This is a genomic window from Calditrichota bacterium (genome assembly GCA_013151735.1).
GTDB lineage: Bacteria > Zhuqueibacterota > JdFR-76 > JdFR-76 > BMS3Abin05 > BMS3Abin05.
Genome location: JAADHR010000199.1, coordinates 51,518 through 74,470, shown reverse-complemented (window position 1 = coordinate 74,470; position 22,953 = coordinate 51,518). Strand labels below are relative to the sequence as shown.

The following is a 22,953-nucleotide window of genomic DNA, read 5'->3' as shown; positions in this document are numbered from 1 at the left end:
TCATAAAACAAAAATGAACTCATTCCCCCGAAAAATGAATACGATAGGCACTGATCGCCAGGCCTATTGTAAAAAACAGAAGAATAAAGACTTCTTCATCTCCAAAAAGCCAGTCGAAAAGCCCGTTAATCAGAAACCCTGCCACCGAAATGAACCCAATGACGGCTACGGATTTTAGAAAAGCCTTGCTCTCCGGAATTCGGGCATAATTCTTGTAAAGGACAACCAGAATGCAAATAAACAACCAGATAAAGGCGGCCAAACCCGGCACACCCGCAATCATGGCCATCATAACCAAATTGTTGTGAAAGTGGCCGATGGTGTAGGCACCGTCTGTGAGATCGGCTCCGGGCGGAGCATATTTCCGATGGATGTCGCCCAAATCCACCCAGCCGAAACCCACAATGGGATGATCTTTTAACATGGGTACGGCATCCCGCCACTGGGTCAGTCGCACCTGAGTGCTGTGCACCTTCAAATTCGTAATGCTTTTCACCCGGTGGTGGATGGATCCCGGAAACAGAAAGTAGATGCCAACCAGAAAAATCAGAAAATACACAATCAGCTTGCGGCTCCGAATCCACCCCAGAACAATCAGACCGGTCAACAGCCCAAGATACGATCCGCGGACGTAGGAAAAAACCTGTGCCACCAACTGAGGAAGTGCCGCCAGTGCGTAGGCCACCTTCCATTTTTTTGAGGGAATCCCGACCAGCAGTCCCACCCAAAAAAGCACAAAAAACACGGACAGCGCGCCCCACGTCATTGTTGTGGACTGCGTGGCAATTACTTTCGTCCAGCTGGTGACAAGGTATTTGACAATGCCATATCCCGCAGTAAGGAGGGCCATCAGCAGCATGATGTGGACCACGCGCCAGAGGCGTTCCTTTGTCCGAATAAAAGCCGGCAGGATGTAAATCAGCGGGATAAAAAAGAGCTTGCGCAAATTGTAAAAGCTTTCAGCGGGGTGAATCGAAAAAACGGACGCTACGATCAGAATCAGGACCAAAACCAGAAGAGGACGTTCCAATTCCGTTTTAAAGGCTGGCAGTTTTCTGTTTTTTGCCCAGACAAAAAGCCAGACGAGTGCCAAAAGTGCATAGGCGCTTTCTTCCCCGGCAATTGAAAAGGGAATAAAAAAGGCCATGACATACAGGAAAAACAGACCGATTTTATCCCACACATTTGAGGGCAGTACCGGTTTTTTCGCTGCCGAAGCGTATGTCACCTTTATTTACCCCCGAAGAGAAACTGTTCAGCAATGTCACACAAAATGTGGCCGATGGTAATGTGCCCTTCCTGAATACGCTGCGTGTCGGAACTGGGAACAATAATTGCGGTGTCCACAAAATCCCGTAATTTTCCGCCGTCCTTTCCCAACAAACCAATGCGGTACAGCCCCTTTTCCTGTGCCATTTTCATGGCTTCAATGACATTCTTGGAGCCGCCAGAGGTGCTGATTCCCAGAAGAATGTCCCCCTTTTTCCCAAACGCTTCTACCTGTCGCGAAAAGATTTGGGTGTAATCGTAATCATTGGCCATGGCCGTCAGCACGGACGTGTCGGTCGTAAGGGCAAGCGCCGGAATGGCCGCCCGTTCCATTCGCAGGCGGCTAACCAGTTCTGCAGCCAGATGCTGAGAATCGGCTGCGCTGCCGCCGTTTCCGCAAAGGAACAGCGTCCCCCCGGATTTTAGGCGACTGGCGATTTCGTATCCCGCTTCCAAAATCTGCGGAAGACAGGCGTCAACCATTTTCAATTTGGTTTCTGCACTCGCTTTCAACTGGGTTCGGGCCAGCTCTGCAAATCGATTTTCAAATTCAGATGTCATGTGCTGCTCAATCCTAATTTTTGTAAGAAATTTCGAATTTTATTGGGTTTTTTCGTGTTTTCGGTAAACGGAATCGGTTCGGGGATGTCAATTTTTTGGGCTCGAATGGCTTTTCGCGGATTTGTTTCCATCAGCTCCACGGCCCGGTCTTCTCCCCAGTGGTCAGCCACATACTGGAACACATCTCCCAGAAAAATGGGACGGGAATCCACATTGTGGCCGTCACTGGCAATAAAATGAATGAGATTGTGATCCATTAAATCGTGAGCCACGGTTTTCGCCCGTTCCCCAAAAATCCCCAAAAGGCTTCCGCCATTCATTTGAAGCAAAACCCCCATTTGAGCAAATTTGTACGCATAGGCCGGTGTATTAAAAATCTTCAGGTTCCGTTCCGGATGGGCTAAAATAGGCTGGTAACCGGCCATGACCCAATTAAAAAGCATTTCCGGAACAAATTCCGGAATGGTGCGAAGGGAGAACTCCACCAACATGTATTTTCTATTGTTGTTGAACGTTGAAATTTGCTGGTCCACAACGGTATCCGGGTGCATGTAAATTTCCGATGCCAGATGAAATTTCATGTCCAGATGGTCTTGCTGCGCAATTTTTTTCACCCGTTCAAATTTTTCGAAAATTTCAGACTGCCGGTTATAATCCGCATTGCTCAAAATATGAGAGGTTGAAACAATCTCCCGGGTTCCGCCTTCAAAGGCTTGATGGAGCATTTTCCGCGTCATTTCCTCATCCATTGCGCCGTCGTCATAGGCCGGAAGAATATGAGAGTGAATATCAATAATCATAAAAAAACCGCTTTCTGCAATCTCTCTTTTAGGGTTTACACTTTGTGGACCGCATCGGAAAACGCATGGAGTAAATCCGGGTCATGCTTTCTCTCCAGGATATTTCCGGTTACAATGAAAGAGGCCCCAGCCTGAACCTTTTCATGAGCTTCTTCCGGAGTCCGGATACCCCCGCCAACAATTATCGGCAAACGCGTCTGGTCTGAAACGGCTTGAATCATGTCCGTGGGTACCGAAAATTCTGCCCCGCTTCCCGCTTCAAAATAGAGCATTTTCATCCCCAGGTACTCGGCCGCCAGAGCATGGGCGACCGCGATTTCGGCCTTGTTGCGGGGAATGGGACGGGTTCCGCTCAAATACTCCACCGTGGTTGTATTCCCCGATTCCACCAGAACATAGCCGGTAGAAATGGGTTCCAGTTTCAACGCCCGAATAATCGGGGCGGCAATAACCTGTTCACCGATCAGGTAGTTGGAATTTCTACCACTGATCAGGGACAGAAACAAAATGGCATCCGCATACGGGGAAATCTGCCGGGAACTTCCCGGGAAAATAATAACCGGCAGGTGCGTGTATTCTTTCACCTTTTTGATAAACGCGTTGAAGTGATTGTCGAAAAGAAGGCTTCCTCCGACCAGAATGGCATCCACACCGGACTCTTCCGCCAGAGCTGCATGTTCACCCACTTTATCCCGAGCATAGTTATCCGGATCAAAAAGCACAAAATAGCCAGCCCCCCTGTCTTCACATATTTTTAACAGCTTCTCGTAGGTCCTTGTCAATTTCCTGCCTCGTTATCAAGCCATTTGCTCACGATTAAATGTTAAGAATTCAAATTCTTTCTTTCATTCTAAAACCCTCTGGGCTCAAGTTTACTGCAGGGCCTAAACGAAATTTATAGGCCTTTCATTATTCTGCGGCAAATCCTCTTTCCTCTAAATTAATTGTCAAACTATCCCAGCAATTCCAGAACAACATCGCGTGTTTTCTGAAGAGCTTTATCCAGGTTTTTCACATCTTTTCCGCCCGCCTGAGCCATTCTTGGATTGCCGCCGCCACCGCCGCCAATGTATTTTCCCAGGCGCTTTACCACATCCCCTGCTTTCAGTTTCTTTGTTTGGATCAAATCATCCGTTACTACACAGAGGAGAAACGGTTTGCCATTAATTTCAGACCCCAGTACACCCACACCGGATTTTAATTTGCTGCGCAGCACATCGCCGATCTGCTTCAGCTCGCCCACGGTTCCCACAGGAAGGCGGTTGGCAACCACTTTAAAACCATCCACTTCTTCGGACTGTTGAACGAGGCTGTCCAATTCAGTTTGGGCAAGCTTGAGCTGGGCATTCAGAAGCTCCTTTTCCAGAGCCTTTTTCTCCTGAAGGACCTGTTCTAACCGCTGAACGGAATCCTCCGCTGTGGCGGCCAATTTCTGGCGTAACGCCTCCAACTCGTGTTTTTCCCGGCGAAGCAGTTCATCGGCCGCCACTCCCGTAACCGCCTCAATGCGGCGCACGCCGGAAGCCACACTGGACTCAGACAAAATCCGGAAATAGCCAATTTCTCCGGTAAAGTTAAGATGTGTTCCCCCGCAGAATTCCATGCTGTAGTCGTCAATTTTTATAACCCGCACAATATCCCCGTATTTTTCACCAAACAGGGCTACTGCTCCGAGTTTTTTCGCCTCATTGTAAGGAAGCGTTAAAACCTCCACCCTGTAATTTTCCCGAACGGCTTCATTGACCAGGCGCTCAACTTCATCCAATTGTTCCGCGGCAATTCGTTCGAAGTGCGTCAAATCGAAGCGCAAATGATCGGGAGCTACCAGCGAACCCGCCTGGTGAACATGCCCTCCGAGAACGGTTCGCAAGGCCTTGTGAAGCAAGTGGGTGGCGGTGTGATTTCTGGCGATAGATTTCCGCCGCTCGCGGTCAACTTCGGCAATAAGCTCTTTGTTCTTCACATCTTCGAAACTTCCGCGCTCGATTTTGCCAATATGAATAATCATATTTCCGCTTTTCTGGGTGTCCACAACCCTCACCCTGAAATGCCCATCCGGGGTGTAAACCACACCCGTATCTCCCACCTGGCCGCCGGACTCTCCGTAAAACGGGGTTTTGTCCAGGAGAAATTCATTTCCAGAAAAAGCAACCAGATGAACGGTTTCTTTTAATTTTTCATAACCGACAAATTCGGAGTGGGGACTGGTTTCTCCTTCTTTGAAAAACTCGTGCGCTTCGTACCTAAATTTTTGGGCCTCTTTGGCTCGTTTTCGCTGCTCCGCCATGGCCTTCTCAAAACCCTCGTAATCCACCGTAAGGCCCTGTTCTTCAGCCATCAGCTGGGTCAAGTCCAGAGGAAATCCGTAGGTGTCGTACAGACGGAAGGCAGCAAATCCGGGAAATTGGGTCTGGTTATTCTTTTTCAAATCGGCTGCTGTTTTTTCAAAGATTTCAATCCCGCGATCCAGCGTATTTCCAAAGCTTTCTTCTTCCGATTGAATTACCATGGACACAAACTGGTGTTTTTCCCGTAATTCCGGATACGCCTCGCCCATTACATCTACCAAAACAGGAACCAGTTTGTAAATAAATGGTTCTTTCATGTTCAGCTTGCGTCCGTAGCGGGCGGCCCGCCGGAGGATACGCCTGAGTACATAGCCGCGCCCTTCGTTAGACGGCAGGGCCCCATCGGCAATCGCAAAGCTGAGGGCGCGCACATGATCTGCAATTACCCGGTGTGCTACACCGCCATCGGGACCCGGATACGCCACACCAGAAAGCTCAGAGATTGCCTGAATAATCGGCTGGAACAAATCGGTGTCGTAATTGGAAGGGACGCCCTGTAAAACCGCCACAATTCGCTCGAAACCCATTCCGGTGTCCACATGCCGGGACGGCAATTCGTTCAGGCTTCCGTCTTCCTGTCGATTATACTGGATGAAAACCAGATTCCAGAGCTCGATGTAACGGCTGCAATCCCCGTTTACCTGACACACGTGCCCCGGCACGCCCTGTTTGTCACAGTGCCCGGGACCCAGATCGATGTGAATTTCAGAACACGGACCGCAGGGACCGGTTTCACCCATTTCCCAAAAATTCTCCTTTTCCCCAAATCGAAGGACCTGGCCCGCGGCCACATCGGTTGTTGTTTTCCAGAGTTGCTCCGCTTCGTCATCGTCTTTGTACACGGTGACCCAGAGCTTTTCCTTCGGAAGTTTCCACACCTCCGTGAGAAGCTCCCAGGCAAAGGCAATAGCCTCTTTTTTGTAGTAGTCCCCAAACGACCAGTTTCCAAGCATTTCAAAAAAGGTGTGATGGTAGGTGTCTTTCCCCACCTCTTCCAGATCGTTGTGCTTGCCGCTGACGCGAATGCATTTTTGAGAATCGGCCACACGCGGATAGTCAGGTTTCTCCAATCCCAGGAATATCTTCTTGAATTGATTCATTCCGGCATTTGTAAACAGAAGGGTGGGATCATCGATGGGAACCACCGGTGCACTGGGAACAATTTTATGATCTTTGCTTTTGAAATAATCCAAAAACGACTGACGAATTTCCTTTGAATTCATAAAAACAACAATCCTTTTCTCATGAATAAAACCGTTTTCTCTTCTCAACCTGCATTATTCATAAATTTTCGCCACGAAGACCCTAAATCACGAAGGTTATACCGATTAGAATAATTGGTTATTTGAAACTCAGTTCGTCCTGCATGTTTTTCTGTTTTAATGAATATTTATTTATCTTTTTATTTATTATACCTTTGTGTTTTCGTGACTTTGTGGCTAATGAATTATTCAGGCCAAAAACAACTGTTTAAAAAATATAAAATTTTAGGGATTAAAATCAATCAAATAAATGAACATTAATTTTTTATCCGCTTTTTTTCGATTCCATCCAGGTAAAATGCAAACCAAATGAAAACACCTCCCACAACCAGCGCCGCAACAAAATTGACGGCCGGATGCCCTCCCAGAAGGCTGCCGATCGAAAGTTTTCCCAAATTGGGACCCAGAATCGATTTCATCCCGGGAAAAAGCCAGGTAAAAACCAATCCGCCAAACAGACCCCCCAGGATGCCCACAAAGGCGTCGATCGCGCCTTCGCCGAGCGAAACTGCCAGTGTTCCCGGGCAGTAGCCCAAAATCGCCATTCCGGCACCGAAAATCAAACCGCCTGCCACCACCCCGCCCACAATCAGAGGCTTGACATGAAAGGAGGCCCATCCCAACCAGATTTCAAGGCTTAAGAGAATAGCCCCCACGCCGACGGCTACCAACAAGGCTTTTGCGACCGTCAAATCTTCCAACATGGCAAATCCGCCGATTGTGTCAAAGGTATTCAGCCGCGCCCGCTGTAAAATCAAACCAAACAAAAATCCCAAAATTAAAATCGTCAGAAACATTTTGAAATCCTCTATTTTTTATAAAAGATTTTTCCCGTCACAATTAACCCGACCACGACAAACAGGCCGAAAACCAGGCTGCTGACAGCCATCTGCATTCCGCCGGACAGAATGTGTCCGCTGGTGCAGCCGCCGGCCATCCGGGCGCCAAAAATCAGAATAAATCCGCCCACAAAGGCCCAGATCAGCCGAACGGCCGAGGAATCGCCTTTGTGTTTTTTCCAGCGTTCGTGAATGGAGGTGAGCTTAAAATCACCAAATGCGAGAGAGGCCACCAATCCGGCCAAAAAAGCACCCAGCAGGAAAATCATCTCCCAGTGCCCCGGCGTTTGAATTTTCAAAAAATAGGCGCTGTTTTTTAAACCAGCCAATAGATCAGCCAGGTACGGATACGTGGTTGACGCACCTATCGGCCGATTGGTAACAACCCGTGCAAACACGATCAGATTCAGAACAGCCAGCAAGACGCCGGCTCCAAACCAGGACAACCGGTTTTTCATTCCTACCTCTCTTTCTTTGGGTGATTTTCATGTTTTAAATTTTTCAAGCGCTTCCGAAATGACGTCCCAGCCAAATCCCCGCTGGGCCAAAAAATTAGCCGCCTTTTGACGGGCCTTCTGAGGCTCAAATCGGGCATACGCCCGTGCCTTTTTTTTCAAAAGAGTCTCTGCCAGCTCCGCCTCTGATTTTTCCGAATAGGCCTCTTCCACAACCCGATCCGCCGTTTCCGGGTTGATGCCCTTTTGCTGAAGCTCCCGTTTAAGAAGCCGCTTGCCAATGGGCCGCTTGAGCAGCCGGTCGTGCGCGTACATCCGCGCAAACCCTTCATCATCCAGAAATTTCAGCCTGTTAAGTTCCGCGAGTGTCCATTCAATCGTGTCCTGGCTGAATTTAGCCCGCTGCAGCTTCTGCGCAATTTCCTTCTGACTGTGGCTCCGGTACGACAACCAACGAAACGCCTTTTCCTTGGCAGAGGCACGTTCTTCGGTTTTCAGGATTTCAGTAATTTCTTCTTCACTCAGACTTTTGCCGCGAAATAAATCCAAATCGATGAGTAAATTCTGGTGAATCCCAAAACCAAATTCCCCATTTAAAAAAATAGAGACACGATCTTTGCGTCCCTTTTGCTGTTCTATTTTCGTAATGGTTTTTTTTAAATGATCTTCCAACGAAAGGCCCTGTTTCGTGTCCGAACGAAACACAATGCGTCGTGAATGACTACTGGTGCTGCAAAGTTTCCGGAGATCGGTGAATGTGCCCATACACCTTGCGCCGGCAACCCATCAGGTGCACATGGTGTTTTCGTTCAGACCCTGTTTCAAGCAAATCCTGTTTGAAAGCAACAGGAATTTATTCTGCGCCGGGTGCCTTTGTTTCCCCCTCTTTTTCGGGAATAAGGCCCAGAGCCCGCCTGACTTTTTCATCAATTTCCTTCAACATCTCAGGCGTTTCTTTGAGGAACATCCGCACATTTTCGCGCCCCTGTCCCAGTCTTTCGTCTCCGTAGGAATACCAGGCCCCGCTTTTCTGAATGATTTTTTTCTCCACAGCCAGATCAATCAGTTCTCCCACGTGGGAAATGCCTGTGCCGTACATGATGTCGAACTCCGCTTCCCGAAACGGCGGAGCTACCTTATTTTTCACCACCTTCACGCGCGTGCGGTTACCCACAATACTGTCGCCGCTTTTTAACGATGCGATCCGCCGAATATCCATTCGGATGGTGGTGTAAAATTTCAGCGCCCGCCCACCGGTGGTGGTTTCGGGATTCCCAAACATCACGCCGATTTTTTCGCGAATCTGATTAATAAAGATGACGCTGGTTTTGGCCTTTGAAATTGCTCCCGCCAGTTTACGCATGGCCTGCGACATGAGCCGGGCCTGAAGTCCCATCTGGGCATCCCCCATCTCACCTTCAATCTCTGCCCGGGGAACCAGCGCGGCAACAGAATCGACCACAATCAAGTCCAGGGCGCCGCTCCGCACCAGGGTTTCCGTGATTTCGAGGGCCTGCTCGCCCGTATCCGGCTGCGAAATGAGCAGGTTATCTGTATCCACACCCAGGTTGTGAGCGTATTTGACATCCAGAGCGTGCTCGGCATCGATGAACGCAGCCAGTCCACCGGCCTTTTGCGCTTCCGCGATGATATGAAGTGACAATGTGGTCTTTCCGGAGGACTCCGGTCCGAAAATCTCGATAATTCGGCCCCGTGGAACTCCGCCCACACCAAGAGCTGCATCCAATGCAATGGAGCCCGTCGGAATGACCTCAATATCCGGAATCACCCGATCGGCTCCCAGACGCATAATCGAGCCTTTTCCAAACTGGCGATCAATTTGAGAAATCGCCAAATCTAACGCCTTTAACTTTTCCTCTTTTTCGTTTGCCATGTTCTTCCTTCCAGGGTTATTTAAGTGATTTCAGTCCCCATTAAATTCGAATCGTCCAAGGGGATTATAGACAGCCCCCGTGGGCTTTAAAGTGCTTCTGATCAGCACTACCTCTTTTGCCTCAAACGATCCCGGTTGAAAAGAGAGGGTTTGCATTCGGGCAACCACCTCCTCTATTCCGCCGGGATGTCGGACGCGGCCAATGGTGAGATGGGGTGTAAAACCTCTTTTTTCCCGGCTAAAACCCAGGTGAGACAGGCCGTCTTCGATTTCGTTGTAGAGAGTTTTGAGCTGCTGCCGGTCCGTCACTCCCACCCACAACACCCGTGGCCGCTTCGCATTCGGGAAAAATCCCAGGTTTTCAATTGTAATGGTAAAAGGACGCGTGTGAGAAGAAATTTCACCCAGCACATCTCCAATCTGCGGAACAAGCGATTCCCGAATGTCACCCAAAAATTTCAGTGTGACATGAATATTTCCGGAGTTTACCCAACTCACATGGGCATGAAACCGGCGCATTTCATCCTGCAGATCGGCAATGTGAGACCGAATAAAATCGGGAATTTCAATTGCAATAAATGACCGAATCATTTAATAATTTAAATAATTAATTTACTATTATCAAATAATTTTTTGTATGTGACGGCGGAGGAATTCAAGGGCGGCGTAGGATGAGCGTTCCTTATTTGCCAGACGATCGTTGGAGAAAATAAATTTTTTTGCCGTAGTCGTTGTGCCATCGGAAAAACCGATGAACACCAATCCAACGGGTTTTTCTTTTGTCCCTCCGGTTGGGCCGGCGATTCCCGTTGTGGAAAGGGCAAAATCTGCTCCCAGAAGGGTTCTTACCCCCTCTGCCATTTCTTTTGCCGTTTGCTCGCTGACGGCACCAAATTGACGAAGGGTCTCGGCCTGAACACCCAGTACCGCCATTTTGGCCGAATTGCTGTAAGCAACAACTCCCCCCAGAAAATAGGCGGAGCTTCCCGGAACGTTTGTAAGTTTATGGGATAATAACCCCCCCGTGCACGATTCGGCCACCGCTATGGTGGCGTGCATTTTGAACAAAAGTTCGGCCACTTTCTGTTCGAGAGTCTCATCATTCTCTCCGTAAATGTACAAATCAATCCTGCTGCGAATGAGACGTTCCGCCTTACGAAGCCTTCTTTCGCAGGCCTCTTTTGAAGAATCCCTGACTGTTAGCCGCAAATCTACGCCGTAGTAATGGGGAAGAAACGCCACTCTGACAAGCTGCTGAATCGGTTGAAGATCGCCGAGTTTTTCCACCAATCTGGATTCAGAAATGCCGGTCGTGCGAAGGGTTTTGTAGGAAAGGCAGCTCTTTTCAGACGAAGAATGGGTACGCAAAAAGGGAATAACCGAATCCTGGATGAGCCGTTCCATTTCCGCCGGAACACCGGGCAAGACAAAACAAACCTTTCCCGATTCCTCAAAAAGAAGCCCGGGGGCCGTTCCGATCGGATTGGGAAGAATCGTCGCCTTCTGCGGCACCTCTGCCTGATTCCGATTCACGGCAGGCATGACCCATCCTCGTTCCGCGAAGCCTTTGCGCAGTCTCTCAAAAAGGTCCTTGTTGAAGACAATGGGCGAGTTGAAGAATTTTGCCACAGCATATTTGGTGATGTCATCGTGGGTCGGGCCGAGTCCGCCGGTAACAACCAGAACGTCCGCCCGCGTAAAGGCAATTTTTAGTGCATCGAGGATTTCTGTTTCCGAATCCCCTACTACCGTAATCCACCGGGGATCTACGCCTAACTGGACCAGCTTTTGGCTAATAAAGGTCGCGTTTGTGTTGACAATTTGGCCCAGTAGAATTTCATCGCCAATGGTAAGGATTTCTGCTTTCATCAGAAAAACACCCGCACAAGCTGTAAGAGAAGATTGGTGTAAACAGCGACAATAACATCGTCTATCATAATGCCCAACCCTCCGCCCAGGGCCTGGGACTGTTTAGCCGGCCAGGGCTTGGTAATATCCAGAAATCTAAAAATCAAAAAAGCCGCTCCCCACCAGAGAACCGTTTTGGGCAGGGCAACAAGTGAAATCAACATCCCAAGGTCTTCATCGATGTTAACGGATCCGGGATCTTCTTTTCCCATGGCTTTTTCGGTGATGCCCGAGCTCCAGATTCCAACCAAAAATACGATCAGGGCGGCACTCAGCAGAAGGGAGGGAGAAAGGGGCGGCAGAAACCACAAGAGGGCAAGGGTGACCAGGCTTCCCACGGTTCCGGGAGCAATTGGAAACAATCCGGTAAAAGCTGTTGTCGATAAGAATTTGGCGATCCATGTTTTCATAAGGAATTCCCGGTTATTTTTAATGAGACCAATGGTTTGCCGGCGGCAACCTCACCGGAGACGGATTGGCGGCCGTTTGATCAGCCCGTCTGCTTTCTGTGTTTGGCCACGGAACCGGACCCGATTCTATGTACCGAATACATGAAAGACATCCCAGAACAGCGTTTTCAGATGTCCCCTATTTTCAATCAAATATTGAACGCCCGTCAAAACCGTTAAAAGAACGACAATCCACATCAGGATGTCAATAATGGCCAGTGATTCGAAAACGCGGACAATTCCGGCCAGCCAAATGACACCCCGATTCGCAAAATCCACCATGATCGGATACGCAATCAGGACAAAAAGTGTGACCATCTGGCTGGTTGTTTTTGCCTTGGCCGTGTAGGAGGTGCGAATAGGCTGTTTTTTGAACATGGCATACCACCGCAATCCGGTCACCAGAACATCGCGAATCACAATGACCCAGACCATCCAGAAGGAAATTTCGCCGGCAAAGGCACAGACAAAGAAGGCGGTCAGAACCAGAATTTTATCGGCCAGGGGATCCAGAAATCGCCCCCACATGCTGGTGAGCCCGTATTTGCGGGCCACATGGCCGTCGTACCAATCGGTAATTGCGGCAATTGTAAAAATAACGGCAGAAACAATTTTCCAATGAAGGTTGTCGGTAAGGAATGTCCATGCAAAAAAGGGGGTTAAAATGATACGAATAATCGACAATTGATTTGGTGTAGCATTAAGCAACGACACGCTCTTCCCTATCACTCAAGTCACAAAACATTTCGCCCTTCAAGGGCACGCGAAAGCGTCAGTTCATCTATAAATTCAAGATCACTCCCGGCAGGAATGCCTCTTGCCAGCCGGGTCACCTTTTTCCCGAGCGGTTTGATCAGCTTTTGAAGATAAAGTGCCGTGGCCTCTCCTTCCACATCCGGGTTGGTGGCCAGAATAATTTCCTGAACCTCCTCCGTCAGCCGCGACAGCAGTTCCTTTATTCGCAAATTTTCCGGCCCGATTCCGTCCAGCGGCGACAACACCCCGCCCAGTACGTGATACACACCCCGGTACATGCCCGTTTTTTCAATCGCCAAAATGTCGTTCGCTTCTTCAACCACACAAATAGTGGCATGGTCACGGGAAACATCCCGACAGATCGGACAGGGATCAATCTCCGTAATATTAAAACAGACGGAGCACAGCCGCGTCTTGTCTTTTACGTCGATCAGGGCCTGTGCAAGGGCAGCAACCTCTTCCCGGGACTGCTTCAACAGGTAAAAGGCTAACCGCTGGGCCGATTTGCGCCCGATCCCGGGCAATTTCGAAAACTCACTAATCAGGGTTTCAAGCGATTCCGACGAATAAAACTGCATTCCTGACTAAAATCCCGGAATTTTAAAACCACCGGGCAGATTGGACAACATTCCGCCTGTGGTTTGATTGAGATGGTCATTGGCGGCCTGTTCGGCCTTTTCCAGAGCCTGATTTACAGCCGCTACAATCAAATCCTCTAACATTTCAACATCGTCCGGATCAACCACTTCCGGGTCGATCTGGATTCGCTTAATTTCGCGCTTTCCGTTTGCCAGAACGGTAACCATCCCGCCGCCGGAGCTTCCCTCAACTTCAATTGTTTCTAATTCTTCCTGAGCTTTCTGCAATTGCTCCTGCATTTTTTGCATTTGCCCTAATAAAGCGGATAAATTGGGCTTTGCCATTGATTCTATCCTCCAGTTTACAACAATTCACCATCGAACATTTGTAAAATTTTTTGTACCTTCGGGTCAAGACCATTTTTTTTTACCGGAGCAGCCCGTGCCGGTTCATCCGATGCCCCTGCTTTCGGAGCAGCCGCGTCCAGCGTTCCCCTGCTAAATTTCAAAGAAAACGTCTGATTCAGTAAATCCGCCAATACCTGTGTAAGAATATCCCGTTCTTTTTGAACGGCATTTAGGTGAAAACCGTTCGATTTATCGAACATAATTTCCAGAGTGTTTCCCGTCAATTTTATCGGATATCCTTCCTGCAAAAAAAAGCCAAGTGTCATTTTTTTTCGTTTGACAGCCTCCAGAATTTCGTTCCACCGGCTTTGAATTTCTTTCAGGTCCGTTACAGGTGCCGCGGAATACGATTCCGCCGAATCCCCCACCCGCAAAGACGAGGGTTCATCTGTTTCTTCGCCTCCTTCATTTTGAAGCTGGTTTCCGGATCCCTCTGCTTCCACGGGCCTGACGGCTTTTTGAGGCTGAGCCATGCGTGGTGGAACCTTAGAAGGCGGCGGTGCAGACTTTCCGCCAAAAAAATCCGGCACTTTGGGAGGCGGATTGTGGGATTCACCCGTCAGTAAAGCGCCTTTTTTGCCCGCACCTATTTTTGAAATCTTTTCCACCAAATCGGAAATGGTTACGGAGCGATCCATTTTAATTAATTTCACGGCCATGATTTCGAGCTTTAGCCGCGGATTTGAGCTTCGTTTGATGGTGGCTTCTGTTTCGGAGATGACTTGAATAAATCGCAGCAGGTCCTCTTCGGAAAACTGATCTTTTTCTTCCAGATACCGGGTTTTTGAGGCTTCGGAGACCTCCAAAAGCTTCGTCGAATTCATCGACAGAACAAACAGCTTGTTTCGAAGATGTTCCACCAAACCCATCAAGAAGCCTGAAATGTCGTAGCCCTGCGCAATAAATCTATCGATAAAATCAAGCGCTTTTTTAATGGATTGGGATTTTACAATGTCCGTAAATTCAAAATACAGGTCCTGTTGAATAACGCCGAGCGCCTGAAGCACATCGTCAATCACAACCGTTTCACCCGAAAAGGAGATAATCTGATCCAGAAGGCTTTGTGCATCCCTCATACTCCCATCTGCCTTTTTGGCGATAACCAGAAGCGATTCTTCGTCGATTCCGATTTTTTCATCTTCGCAGATGAATTTTAAATGATCAATAATCACCTGGAGAGGAATGCGCTTGAAATCGAAACGCTGACAGCGCGACAGAATGGTAGCCGGTACTTTGTGGGGTTCGGTTGTTGCGAAAATAAAAACCACATGTTGGGGAGGCTCTTCCAGGGTTTTCAGAAGGGCATTAAAGGCCTCAGTGGTGAGCATGTGGACTTCATCAACAATATAGATTTTGTATCGGCTGTTGGATGGGGCATACCGGATATTTTCCCGCAAGTTCCGAATTTCGTCAATACCCCGGTTTGAGGCGCCGTCAATTTCAATGACATCCATGCTCCGCCCGCCGGCAATTTCCAAACAATTTGTGCAGGTATTACAGGGTGTGGGTGTGGGGCCCTCTTTGCAGTTTAACGCTTTGGCAAAGATACGGGCTGTTGTGGTTTTCCCAACCCCTCTTGGCCCGGAGAAAAGATAGGCATTGGCAATTCGGCCGCTCGAAATTGCATTTTGGAGGGTGCGGGTGACATGGTCTTGTGCCACCACCTGTTCAAATAATGATGGACGCCACTTAAGCGCCAGAACTTGATAGGCCATAGGCTGTATTCTTTAATGCAGACAATTCACATCCGGAATTTTTAAACCCTTGCCGGCTTCAATCAATGGGCAAGCACCCCTCCGGCACATGGTCCGAATGCCGACCGCTGCTCCCTTCCGGTCCTGACGGAGTTGAGCACCTTCCCATTGCGGAGGACTTGCCCATTGATCAAAGCCGATGGCAAATTCCAGTGTTGTTTTAGGATTTTGTGGAGCAGAGCGGATTCGAACCGCCGGCCTCTTCCGTGCGAGGGAAGCGCTCTCCCAGCTGAGCTACTGCCCCAAATAGCGGAGAGGGTGGGATTTGAACCCACGGTACCCGGAGGGTACACACGCTCTCCAGGCGTGCTCCTTCAGCCGCTCGGACACCTCTCCAAACCGATCTGTTTCTAAAACCTACCCGTCTTTTCTGATCCGGATACCTTCGCTCAGAATATTCTGAGCTCCTTAAAAAACTGCCGAAGTAAATCCGAGGATTCTTCAGCCAACACCCCCGAAATAAGCTGCACCCGATGATTAAGCCGCTCATCCTGTACGATATTGTAGAGTGATCCACAGGCGCCCCGTTTGGGATCAAATGCCCCAAAAACCAATGTAGGTATTCTTGAATTAACAATGGCGCCTGCACACATGGGACACGGTTCTAACGTGACATACAACGAAACTCCCTCAAGGCGCCATGAAGACAAAAAGCTTGCGGCGGCTGTAATCGCCAGAATTTCTGCATGAGCGGTGGGATCCTGCAACGCTTCCGTTTGATTGTGTCCCCGTCCAATGATCCGGTTTTCCCAAACAACCACCGCCCCTACGGGAACCTCCCCTTCATCATAAGCCTTTCCGGCCTCTTCCAAGGCTTTGCCCATCCAGTACGTGTGGACGGTTTCATCTCTGGTACTCATCATGGTGCGCCCGGAGGGACTCGAACCCCCAACCTTCTGATCCGTAGTCAGGTGTTCTTTCCAGTTGAACTACGGGCGCAAATGGCGGCGCATACGGGAGTCGAACCCGTGTTACCGACGTGAGAGGCCAGCGTCCTAGGCCACTAGACGAATGCGCCAAATCGTGTACATCTTGTGCGCCCAGGAGGACTCGAACCCCCAACCCTCTGATCCGAAGTCAGATGCTCTGTCCAGTTGAGCTATGGGCGCACACATGAAAAAACATGCTGGGGAGCAGGGATTCGAACCCCGATCGACGGATCCAGAGTCCGCTGTCTTGCCATTAGACGACTCCCCAGTAATCCCTACAACACCTTTAAACCCCGCTCAACTCGCCGAATGCAAGTGTCTTTACCCAACACCTCCATCATTTCAAACAGCCCCGGACTAACCGAAAACCCTGTCAACAAAATCCGCATCGGGTGAATTAATTTTGCCGCCGGCACTTCCATCTCCGATGCCAACGATCGTGTAACCTCTTCAATTTTGTCGGCTTTAAAGTCTTCCAGAGAAGCCAGTCGATCCTTTAACTTCTTCAGCCGTTCTTTTGTTTCCCGGCCCTCCCAATATTTCTGAAGAGCTTTTTCGTCATATCTGTCCGGATCCTTAAAAAAATATCGGCCATATTTGGCTAAATCCCTGGTGGTTTTCATTCGATTTTTAAAAAGATCCAGCACGTCAAGCAGATATGGTACTTTTCGTTCCGCATCGAAATCGGTAATGAGATGCGATTCCAGAAGCGAGGGCAGCACCTTTTCCAACAGTTTATCCGTCGGATAAATTTTCAGGTGTTCGCTGTTGACCCATTCCAGTTTTTTAGGATCAAAAATGGCGCTTTTCCGTGAAATACCACTAATTGAAAACGCCTCAATGAGCTCAGGAATCGTGAAGATTTCCCGATCGTTTCCGGGCGACCATCCCAGAAGTGCGAGATAATTTACCATGGCCTCCGGCAGGATTCCCATTTCGGCATATTCCATTACCGAAGCAGCGCCGTGGCGTTTGCTGAGGCGCTTTTTATCTCCCCCCAAAATCAACGGAACGTGCGCATATTGCGGGGGCGTCCAACCCAGTGCATGATACAGCAAAACGTGTTTCGGCGTATTCGAAATATGATCCTCACCGCGAATCACATGGGTAATTCCCATATCATGATCGTCCACAACCATCGCCAGATGGTAGGTTGGAATTCCATCGGAACGCAGAATGACAAAATTCTCAATTTCGGAATTATTAAATTCCATCGAGCCGTAAACCTGATCGTCAACGACGGTTGTGCCATCGGGAACCCAGAATCGAACGGCCCGTGGAACCCCCTTCCGGTCCAGTTCTTCTTTCTCCTTTACCGTCAACAAGTAACACTGGCATTTATTCTGTTCGGAGGGGTCTTCCGACGCGGCAGAGCTTTCATCATTTCCGCAATAGCAGTGATAAGCCTTTCGTTTTTGAACAAGTTCTTCCGCGTATTTCCGATAAATATCAAAGCGCCGGGATTGGTACCAAGGTTCACCGTCCCAATTCAGCCCCAGCCAATTTAGGCTTTCAAAGATCGCATCAACTACTTCCTGAGAACTTCTGGCCCGATCTGTATCCTCAATTCGAAGGAAGAATTTTCCACCTGTTTTTCGGGCAAACAGCCAATTGAAAATTGCCGTCCGCGCCCCGCCAATATGCAGATAACCGGTTGGGCTTGGTGCAAAACGAACTCGAATATCCGATTGAGAATTATCCATTTACCCTACAATTTCTTCCTTCGATGATAGCTGACTCTCATCTCCTTCCAACTCAACTTTAATGCCGCCAATCCATCCGACCAGAATATTGTACAAAACCGCAAAAATTGCCCCTATAATTGCATAGAGAACAGCGATAAAAACCGCCATAAAAACAGAGAGAAACAACAAAAAGGCCCCGCCCATGTGCGGGATTTCCGAACCGAACTCACTCCCGAAATTGCCCGCAATATTTGAAATACCCGCCAGGAGCAGCACGTATAAAATGCCCAGCAGAAAACCCAAAATCAGAAAAATAACAAAAAGGGTTTTTGCCACGGACCAGGCATCGATATGTTTTAGCTCATAATCCATACGTTCTCGAAGTTGTTCGCGGAGAGGGTGGGATTCGAACCCACGGTAGACTGACGCCTACAACGGCTTAGCAGGCCGCTGCCTTCAACCACTCGGCCACCTCTCCAGGCCAATGATTTCATTAAAAATTAGTCTTAATCCGCCCATGCAGATTCACAGCTTCTTACCGGAGCTGCGTCTTTTTCGCACGTTTAAAAGTGCCGACAAGCCGGATTTTAATTGCGGAGAGGGAGGGATTCGAACCCCCGTCACGACAAGCGTGAAGCGGTTTTCGAGACCGCCGCCTTAAGCCAGCTCGGCCACCTCTCCTCTCAGGCAATTTTATGTCAAATAACGTCTCTCTCTTCCTTGTCCTTTGCGGAGGGCGAGGGACTCGAACCCCCAAGGGCAAACGCCCAGCGGTTTTCAAGACCGCCGCCTTACCAATTAGGACTAGCCCTCCAAAAACTCCGCATAAGCGACTTTAAATATACAAATATTTTGCCTCTATGTCAACAAATTTTTGGCCTCTCCATGACATATATTTTCTTGAAAAACACGACTATTCTACCCGTGCCGAAGGGCTCGCAGTCCGACTATTCTACCATTTTGGGGGGAAAACATGCAAGGCCGACTCCCCACCCGTTAGAAGTGTCGAACAAAATAGGCCCCGGGCAGTTGTTTGACCACATCCTTGAGTTCCAGTGTCAGCAACAGGGATAAAACCCGGGACGAGGGTTCACCCATTTTCTGCGAAAGTACATCAATATGCTGGGGCTCATCTGTCAGAAGTTCCCAGAGCTGTTGTTCGTCTCTGGACAGATTTTTGGGAACCGTCGCCCCGTTCGCCGTGGTTTCCATTTTTCGCAGTGCCCGAAGTTTCAGGTCCAGTTCCTGCAGAATATCATCGAGTCCCTGAACAAGCCGGGCCCCTTCCTTGATCAGATGATTTGTTCCTGCGCTTCGCCTGCTGGTAATGGGCCCGGGCACCGCAAAAACTTCCCGCCCCTGTTCAGTCGCAAAATTTGCCGTAATCAGAGCACCGCTTTTGGTTCCCGCTTCCACAACAAGTGTTCCCAATGTCAGCCCGCTGATGATTCGATTTCGTTTGGGAAAATTGGATGCGTCCGGCTTGGTACCAAACGGATACTCCGTTAAAACCGCACCGGATGCTTCAATTTCCAGCGCCAGTCGTCTATTTTCCGCCGGATAAATCAAATCAAGGCCGCTCCCCAGAACAGCAATCGTTCGTCCGTCTGCCTTTAATGCGGTTCGATGAGCAATGGTGTCAATTCCCCGGGCCAGACCACTGACAATTGTAAAACCGACTTTCACCAATTCCCGGGTGAGCTTTTCCGTAACCTGTGCGCCGTAGCTGGAAGGGCTTCTTGTGCCCACCACCGCAATCGAAACAGAATCCTCCGGCTGCAGGCTCCCCTTTTGAAACAGAACAACGGGCGGGTCAAAAATCTGCTTCAGCCCCTCAGGGTACGCGCGATCCCAAAATGTGAGTGCGGATGCATTGTGCGCGTTAAGCTGATTTAATTGGCGGGTCGCAAATTCGGGATCCCTTTCCCGAAGAATCTTTCCCGCCAGTTTTTTATCCACTCCATCAACCTTTAAGAGGGAGGAAAACGTGGCGGAAAACACATTTTCTACGGAACCAAAATGACTCACGAGCTGCCGGATGCGCTGGTTCCCGATCCCCGGAACGGATTGAAGCACAAACAGCCCCCGTAAATGGTCAGTCACCTTCTTCGTCCTTCAACTCTTCCTTTACAGAAAGGCTTTCCAGTTCTTGTCTGATTTTAAACAAGAGGTCACTGACCCCCTCACCCGTGACCGAAGAAAAATAGTGGGTGGGGATCCCATCAATTTCACGGGGAAGAGCCAATTTCAATTCTTCATCCAACAGATCTGATTTTGAAAAGGCAATGAGTGTGGGTTTAACCGTAAGCTCCTGACTGTAGGTGGCCAGTTCATCCTTTAAGATTCGGTACTCTTGTTCAATGTTTTCAGCTGTTGAATCTATCAAGAACAAAAGCAGCTTGGTTCGTTCAATGTGACGCAGGAATTGCAGACCCAGGCCCTTTCCGTCCGATGCCCCTTCGATCAGTCCGGGAATATCGGCCATCACAAAGCTAAATTCATCGCCAACCTGTACATAACCCAGATTTGGCTTCAACGTTGTAAAGGGGTAATCCGCAATCTTGGGCGTTGCCCGGGATACCCTGGAAAGGAGTGTTGACTTCCCTGCATTCGGGAAACCGACCAGCCCCACATCTGCAATCAACTTAAGTTCCAGCAGAATGGTGCGTTCTTCACCGGGCGTGCCCGGTTCGGATGTTCGCGGCGCCTGATTGGTGGGCGTTGCAAAGCGGGCATTTCCACGGCCCCCCTTTCCACCCTTTGCTACAATTACACGTTCACCCGGCAGAACCAGATCCGCCAGAACCTCTCCCGTGTCAAAATCCTTGATCACCGTTCCCGGAGGTACCCGGATAATGAGGGATTTGCCGCTCTTTCCGGTCTTATTACTTCCCTGGCCGTGGGCTCCCCGCTCCGCTTTAAAATGCTGTTTGTAACGATAATCCAACAGCGTTTGCAAATGCGAATCCACTTGAACAAGAACATCTCCGCCTTTCCCCCCGTCCCCGCCATCGGGACCGCCGCGAGGCACGTACTTCTCCCGCCGGAAACTGACAATTCCGTTTCCACCGTCCCCCGCCTTGATGTAGATTTTGGCACGATCAACAAACATATCGATTACACATTATAGACTATCCCACTCAAAATGTTCTCCCAATCTGCTGGAAAAACGTTTTTATAAAAAAAGGCAGATTTCTCTGCCTTTTTCAGTTGCTTTCAGATTTTTGCGTTATTCCTCATCCACGACCTGGGTATCTGCGAATTGATCGCCCCACCGAAGACCTTTTTCATTTGAAAAAATAAAATAAAGCTCCAGTGCAACAATCACCAGGCCAATAATTCCACCCAGAAAATGAACAAACCGAAAAAGATTCGGAAGATACAATACAATATTTCGTTTTGCTGAATCCGTAAAAGAACACGGGCTGTCTGCAGCCAAATTTATCACTCGCTGGCCCATGAGTCTCTTTCCGATGCTTTGACCGTTAAACAAGCCGTCCCGAAAAACGATGTAAAGACCTGCAATAAGTCCGGTCAAATAGTCTCCGAGACCAAGCCAAAAATAGAGCAGTACCAAAACCACAACATAAACGGCCAGGTCAATCAAAAACGCAATGACTCGTTTGGACACATCTGCTTTAGGATAGACTGTTTCCACGAGTGATCTCCCTAATTGATTCCATTTCTTTTACACGGCTATTTTACGAATTTATCCATATTTTCAACAATAGCAGCACCAAATTCAGAGCATTTCAACAGGGTGGCTCCTTCGATTTGACGGTGCAAATCATACGTAACACGCTTCTGTTGAATCGTCTCAGAGATGGCTTTTTCGATAAGTTCACCCGCTTCTTTCCACCCCATATATTGAAGCATCATCACCCCGGAAAGTATAAGTGAACCGGGATTTACTTTGTCCAGCCCGGCATACTTGGGGGCCGTTCCATGGGTTGCTTCGAATAAGCCAATATAATCGCCGATATTTGCTCCGGGAGCCATTCCAAGGCCGCCCACTTGTGCCGCGCAGGCATCCGAAATATAATCGCCATTGAGATTGGGTGTGGCAATAATATCGTATTCGTCTGTTCGGGTCAAAACCTGCTGAAACATATTGTCGGCAATTCGATCCTTTATCAGAACCTTCCCTTCGGGCATTTTACCGTCATATTTATCCCAGAGCTCAGCTTCGGAAATAGTTTTGTCGCCAAATTCTTCTTTGGCTACTTCATAGCCCCAATCCTTAAAAGCGCCTTCGGTGTACTTCATGATATTTCCCTTGTGCATCAGCGTAACGCTTTCGCGACCGCTTTCCAGAGCAAACTGAATGGCTTTGCGGACCAGACGTTTCGATCCATATTCACTGATGGGTTTGATGCCGACCCCCGAATCTTTACGCACCTTTACCCCCATTTTATCTTCAAGGAATTTAATCACTTCCAGCGCTTCGTCCGTGCCCTCGCGCCATTCAATCCCCGAATAAACATCTTCCGTATTCTCTCGGTAGATAATCACATCCATTTTTTCCGGGTGTTTTACGGGGCTGGGTACACCCTGATAATACTTCACGGGGCGCACACAGGCATACAGATCCAACACCTTGCGGAGCGTTACATTCAGACTTCTAAATCCCCCTCCAACAGGCGTTGTTAACGGCCCCTTGATGGCAATAATATACTCCGAAATGGCTTTTACGGTTTCTTCCGGAAGCCACTCGTTGTACAGATCATGCGCCTTTTCACCCGCATACACCTCCATCCACTCAATCTTCCGCTTTCCGCCGTAAGCCTTTTCAACACTGGCATCCAGAACCATTTTTGCCGCCCGCCAAATATCCGGGCCGGTTCCATCCCCTTCAATAAACGGAATAATCGGATTGTCGGGAACGGATACTTTTCCGTCTATAACTGTAATCTTTTCACCGCGATCGGGAACCTTCACATGTTTATAACTCATTTCTAATGCCCTCCAGGACGTTTTGGATTAAAGAATTTAAACAATTGCACAGAGTCTAAAAATCGGTATTCAAAAATAACGTGTAAATTCAAAGGAAAAATAGGA

The 22,953-nt window shown here is 48.9% G+C and carries 23 protein-coding genes, 9 tRNA genes and 1 other RNA gene; all 33 read right to left on the bottom strand.

Going from position 1 to position 22,953, the window contains the following annotated elements:
- Nucleotides 1-19: 19 nt before the first annotated feature.
- The 33 genes from GXO76_14345 to icd all read right to left on the bottom strand — a co-directional run bounded on the left by GXO76_14345 (nt 20) and on the right by icd (nt 22,848).
- Nucleotides 20-1,228, bottom strand: a complete 1,209-nt coding sequence (locus GXO76_14345; GenBank protein NOY79029.1) for an O-antigen ligase family protein — start codon at nt 1,226-1,228, stop codon at nt 20-22.
- Nucleotides 1,229-1,230: 2 nt separating this feature from the next.
- The gene (locus tag GXO76_14340) at nt 1,231-1,830 is read right to left on the bottom strand and encodes a D-sedoheptulose 7-phosphate isomerase (protein NOY79028.1); all 600 of its coding nucleotides are present in this window, start codon (nt 1,828-1,830) and stop codon (nt 1,231-1,233) included.
- Nucleotides 1,827-2,630 (bottom strand): hypothetical protein, encoded by an 804-nt coding sequence (locus GXO76_14335; protein NOY79027.1) that lies wholly within the window; start codon nt 2,628-2,630, stop codon nt 1,827-1,829. Before GXO76_14335 ends, GXO76_14340 begins: the two co-directional genes overlap by 4 nt.
- Before the next feature lie 35 nt (nt 2,631-2,665).
- Nucleotides 2,666-3,391 (bottom strand): geranylgeranylglyceryl/heptaprenylglyceryl phosphate synthase, encoded by a 726-nt coding sequence (locus GXO76_14330; GenBank protein NOY79026.1) that lies wholly within the window; start codon nt 3,389-3,391, stop codon nt 2,666-2,668.
- 191 nt (nt 3,392-3,582) lie between these two features.
- A complete protein-coding gene (alaS, locus tag GXO76_14325; GenBank protein ID NOY79025.1) occupies nt 3,583-6,201 on the bottom strand; it encodes an alanine--tRNA ligase in 2,619 nt (872 codons plus the stop codon).
- 296 nt (nt 6,202-6,497) lie between these two features.
- Nucleotides 6,498-7,037: a YeeE/YedE family protein gene (locus tag GXO76_14320; GenBank protein NOY79024.1), complete on the bottom strand. Its 540-nt coding sequence runs from the start codon at nt 7,035-7,037 to the stop codon at nt 6,498-6,500.
- An 11-nt stretch (nt 7,038-7,048) separates the two neighbouring features.
- Nucleotides 7,049-7,537, bottom strand: coding sequence for a YeeE/YedE family protein (locus GXO76_14315; protein NOY79023.1), 489 nt, complete (start codon nt 7,535-7,537; stop codon nt 7,049-7,051).
- A 27-nt stretch (nt 7,538-7,564) separates the two neighbouring features.
- Nucleotides 7,565-8,239: a hypothetical protein gene (locus GXO76_14310; GenBank protein NOY79022.1), complete on the bottom strand. Its 675-nt coding sequence runs from the start codon at nt 8,237-8,239 to the stop codon at nt 7,565-7,567.
- Nucleotides 8,240-8,387: 148 nt separating this feature from the next.
- Nucleotides 8,388-9,428, bottom strand: a complete 1,041-nt coding sequence (gene recA, locus GXO76_14305) for a recombinase RecA (GenBank protein ID NOY79021.1) — start codon at nt 9,426-9,428, stop codon at nt 8,388-8,390.
- 30 nt (nt 9,429-9,458) lie between these two features.
- Entirely contained in the window at nt 9,459-10,019 is a 561-nt protein-coding gene (gene thpR / locus GXO76_14300; GenBank protein NOY79020.1) for an RNA 2',3'-cyclic phosphodiesterase, read from the bottom strand.
- Nucleotides 10,020-10,049: 30 nt separating this feature from the next.
- Nucleotides 10,050-11,297, bottom strand: a complete 1,248-nt coding sequence (locus tag GXO76_14295; protein ID NOY79019.1) for a competence/damage-inducible protein A — start codon at nt 11,295-11,297, stop codon at nt 10,050-10,052.
- Nucleotides 11,297-11,746 carry a phosphatidylglycerophosphatase A gene (locus tag GXO76_14290; protein ID NOY79018.1) on the bottom strand — a complete coding sequence of 150 codons (450 nt, stop codon included), beginning with the start codon at nt 11,744-11,746 and terminating at the stop codon, nt 11,297-11,299. Before GXO76_14290 ends, GXO76_14295 begins: the two co-directional genes overlap by 1 nt.
- Nucleotides 11,747-11,872: 126 nt before the next feature.
- Nucleotides 11,873-12,499, bottom strand: a complete 627-nt coding sequence (pgsA, locus tag GXO76_14285; protein NOY79017.1) for a CDP-diacylglycerol--glycerol-3-phosphate 3-phosphatidyltransferase — start codon at nt 12,497-12,499, stop codon at nt 11,873-11,875.
- Between the two features lie 20 nt (nt 12,500-12,519).
- Entirely contained in the window at nt 12,520-13,119 is a 600-nt protein-coding gene (gene recR / locus GXO76_14280; GenBank protein ID NOY79016.1) for a recombination protein RecR, read from the bottom strand.
- A gap of 6 nt (nt 13,120-13,125) precedes the next feature.
- The gene (locus tag GXO76_14275) at nt 13,126-13,464 is read right to left on the bottom strand and encodes a YbaB/EbfC family nucleoid-associated protein (protein NOY79015.1); all 339 of its coding nucleotides are present in this window, start codon (nt 13,462-13,464) and stop codon (nt 13,126-13,128) included.
- Nucleotides 13,465-13,481: 17 nt separating this feature from the next.
- Nucleotides 13,482-15,242 carry a DNA polymerase III subunit gamma/tau gene (dnaX, locus tag GXO76_14270; GenBank protein ID NOY79014.1) on the bottom strand — a complete coding sequence of 587 codons (1,761 nt, stop codon included), beginning with the start codon at nt 15,240-15,242 and terminating at the stop codon, nt 13,482-13,484.
- A gap of 64 nt (nt 15,243-15,306) precedes the next feature.
- Nucleotides 15,307-15,406: signal recognition particle sRNA small type (gene ffs, locus GXO76_14265), an RNA gene on the bottom strand.
- Nucleotides 15,407-15,452: 46 nt separating this feature from the next.
- Nucleotides 15,453-15,525 (bottom strand) — tRNA-Ala (locus GXO76_14260).
- Between the two features lie 6 nt (nt 15,526-15,531).
- Nucleotides 15,532-15,617 (bottom strand) — tRNA-Ser (locus GXO76_14255).
- Nucleotides 15,618-15,670: 53 nt separating this feature from the next.
- On the bottom strand, nt 15,671-16,144 hold the full coding sequence (gene tadA, locus GXO76_14250; GenBank protein ID NOY79013.1) for a tRNA adenosine(34) deaminase TadA: 474 nt from the start codon (nt 16,142-16,144) through the stop codon (nt 15,671-15,673).
- Nucleotides 16,144-16,220, bottom strand: a tRNA-Arg gene (locus GXO76_14245). The genes tadA and GXO76_14245 overlap by 1 nt, the downstream gene beginning before the upstream one ends.
- A gap of 3 nt (nt 16,221-16,223) precedes the next feature.
- Nucleotides 16,224-16,299, bottom strand: a tRNA-Glu gene (locus GXO76_14240).
- A 17-nt stretch (nt 16,300-16,316) separates the two neighbouring features.
- Nucleotides 16,317-16,390, bottom strand: a tRNA-Arg gene (locus GXO76_14235).
- A gap of 17 nt (nt 16,391-16,407) precedes the next feature.
- Nucleotides 16,408-16,478: transfer RNA gene (locus GXO76_14230), tRNA-Gln, on the bottom strand.
- Between the two features lie 7 nt (nt 16,479-16,485).
- Nucleotides 16,486-17,913, bottom strand: coding sequence for a glutamate--tRNA ligase (locus GXO76_14225; protein NOY79012.1), 1,428 nt, complete (start codon nt 17,911-17,913; stop codon nt 16,486-16,488).
- Nucleotides 17,914-18,267 carry a hypothetical protein gene (locus tag GXO76_14220; protein ID NOY79011.1) on the bottom strand — a complete coding sequence of 118 codons (354 nt, stop codon included), beginning with the start codon at nt 18,265-18,267 and terminating at the stop codon, nt 17,914-17,916.
- Nucleotides 18,268-18,286: 19 nt separating this feature from the next.
- Nucleotides 18,287-18,373, bottom strand: a tRNA-Ser gene (locus GXO76_14215).
- A 116-nt stretch (nt 18,374-18,489) separates the two neighbouring features.
- Nucleotides 18,490-18,576, bottom strand: a tRNA-Ser gene (locus GXO76_14210).
- A gap of 49 nt (nt 18,577-18,625) precedes the next feature.
- Nucleotides 18,626-18,709: transfer RNA gene (locus GXO76_14205), tRNA-Ser, on the bottom strand.
- A gap of 182 nt (nt 18,710-18,891) precedes the next feature.
- Nucleotides 18,892-19,998, bottom strand: coding sequence for a DNA-protecting protein DprA (dprA, locus tag GXO76_14200; GenBank protein NOY79010.1), 1,107 nt, complete (start codon nt 19,996-19,998; stop codon nt 18,892-18,894).
- Complete coding sequence (gene obgE, locus GXO76_14195; GenBank protein NOY79009.1) at nt 19,991-21,007, bottom strand: GTPase ObgE; 1,017 nt, start codon at nt 21,005-21,007, stop codon at nt 19,991-19,993. The genes dprA and obgE overlap by 8 nt, the downstream gene beginning before the upstream one ends.
- A gap of 117 nt (nt 21,008-21,124) precedes the next feature.
- The gene (locus GXO76_14190; protein ID NOY79008.1) at nt 21,125-21,553 is read right to left on the bottom strand and encodes an RDD family protein; all 429 of its coding nucleotides are present in this window, start codon (nt 21,551-21,553) and stop codon (nt 21,125-21,127) included.
- Nucleotides 21,554-21,591: 38 nt separating this feature from the next.
- Nucleotides 21,592-22,848, bottom strand: a complete 1,257-nt coding sequence (icd, locus tag GXO76_14185; GenBank protein ID NOY79007.1) for an isocitrate dehydrogenase (NADP(+)) — start codon at nt 22,846-22,848, stop codon at nt 21,592-21,594.
- Between the last annotated feature and the right edge of the window lie 105 nt (nt 22,849-22,953).

Coding starts and splice junctions, on each gene's coding strand:
- GXO76_14340 (NOY79028.1), bottom strand. CDS start 1,830: ATGACATCTGAATTTGAAAATCGATTTGCAGAGCTGGCCCGAACCCAG.
- alaS (NOY79025.1), bottom strand. CDS start 6,201: ATGAATTCAAAGGAAATTCGTCAGTCGTTTTTGGATTATTTCAAAAGC.
- GXO76_14315 (NOY79023.1), bottom strand. CDS start 7,537: ATGAAAAACCGGTTGTCCTGGTTTGGAGCCGGCGTCTTGCTGGCTGTT.
- GXO76_14290 (NOY79018.1), bottom strand. CDS start 11,746: ATGAAAACATGGATCGCCAAATTCTTATCGACAACAGCTTTTACCGGA.
- icd (NOY79007.1), bottom strand. CDS start 22,848: ATGAGTTATAAACATGTGAAGGTTCCCGATCGCGGTGAAAAGATTACA.
- GXO76_14295 (NOY79019.1), bottom strand. CDS start 11,297: ATGAAAGCAGAAATCCTTACCATTGGCGATGAAATTCTACTGGGCCAA.
- GXO76_14320 (NOY79024.1), bottom strand. CDS start 7,037: ATGTTTCTGACGATTTTAATTTTGGGATTTTTGTTTGGTTTGATTTTA.
- GXO76_14275 (NOY79015.1), bottom strand. CDS start 13,464: ATGGCAAAGCCCAATTTATCCGCTTTATTAGGGCAAATGCAAAAAATG.
- dnaX (NOY79014.1), bottom strand. CDS start 15,242: ATGGCCTATCAAGTTCTGGCGCTTAAGTGGCGTCCATCATTATTTGAA.
- recA (NOY79021.1), bottom strand. CDS start 9,428: ATGGCAAACGAAAAAGAGGAAAAGTTAAAGGCGTTAGATTTGGCGATT.
- recR (NOY79016.1), bottom strand. CDS start 13,119: ATGCAGTTTTATTCGTCGGAATCGCTTGAAACCCTGATTAGTGAGTTT.
- thpR (NOY79020.1), bottom strand. CDS start 10,019: ATGATTCGGTCATTTATTGCAATTGAAATTCCCGATTTTATTCGGTCT.
- GXO76_14220 (NOY79011.1), bottom strand. CDS start 18,267: ATGGATTATGAGCTAAAACATATCGATGCCTGGTCCGTGGCAAAAACC.
- GXO76_14225 (NOY79012.1), bottom strand. CDS start 17,913: ATGGATAATTCTCAATCGGATATTCGAGTTCGTTTTGCACCAAGCCCA.
- tadA (NOY79013.1), bottom strand. CDS start 16,144: ATGATGAGTACCAGAGATGAAACCGTCCACACGTACTGGATGGGCAAA.
- obgE (NOY79009.1), bottom strand. CDS start 21,007: ATGTTTGTTGATCGTGCCAAAATCTACATCAAGGCGGGGGACGGTGGA.
- GXO76_14335 (NOY79027.1), bottom strand. CDS start 2,630: ATGATTATTGATATTCACTCTCATATTCTTCCGGCCTATGACGACGGC.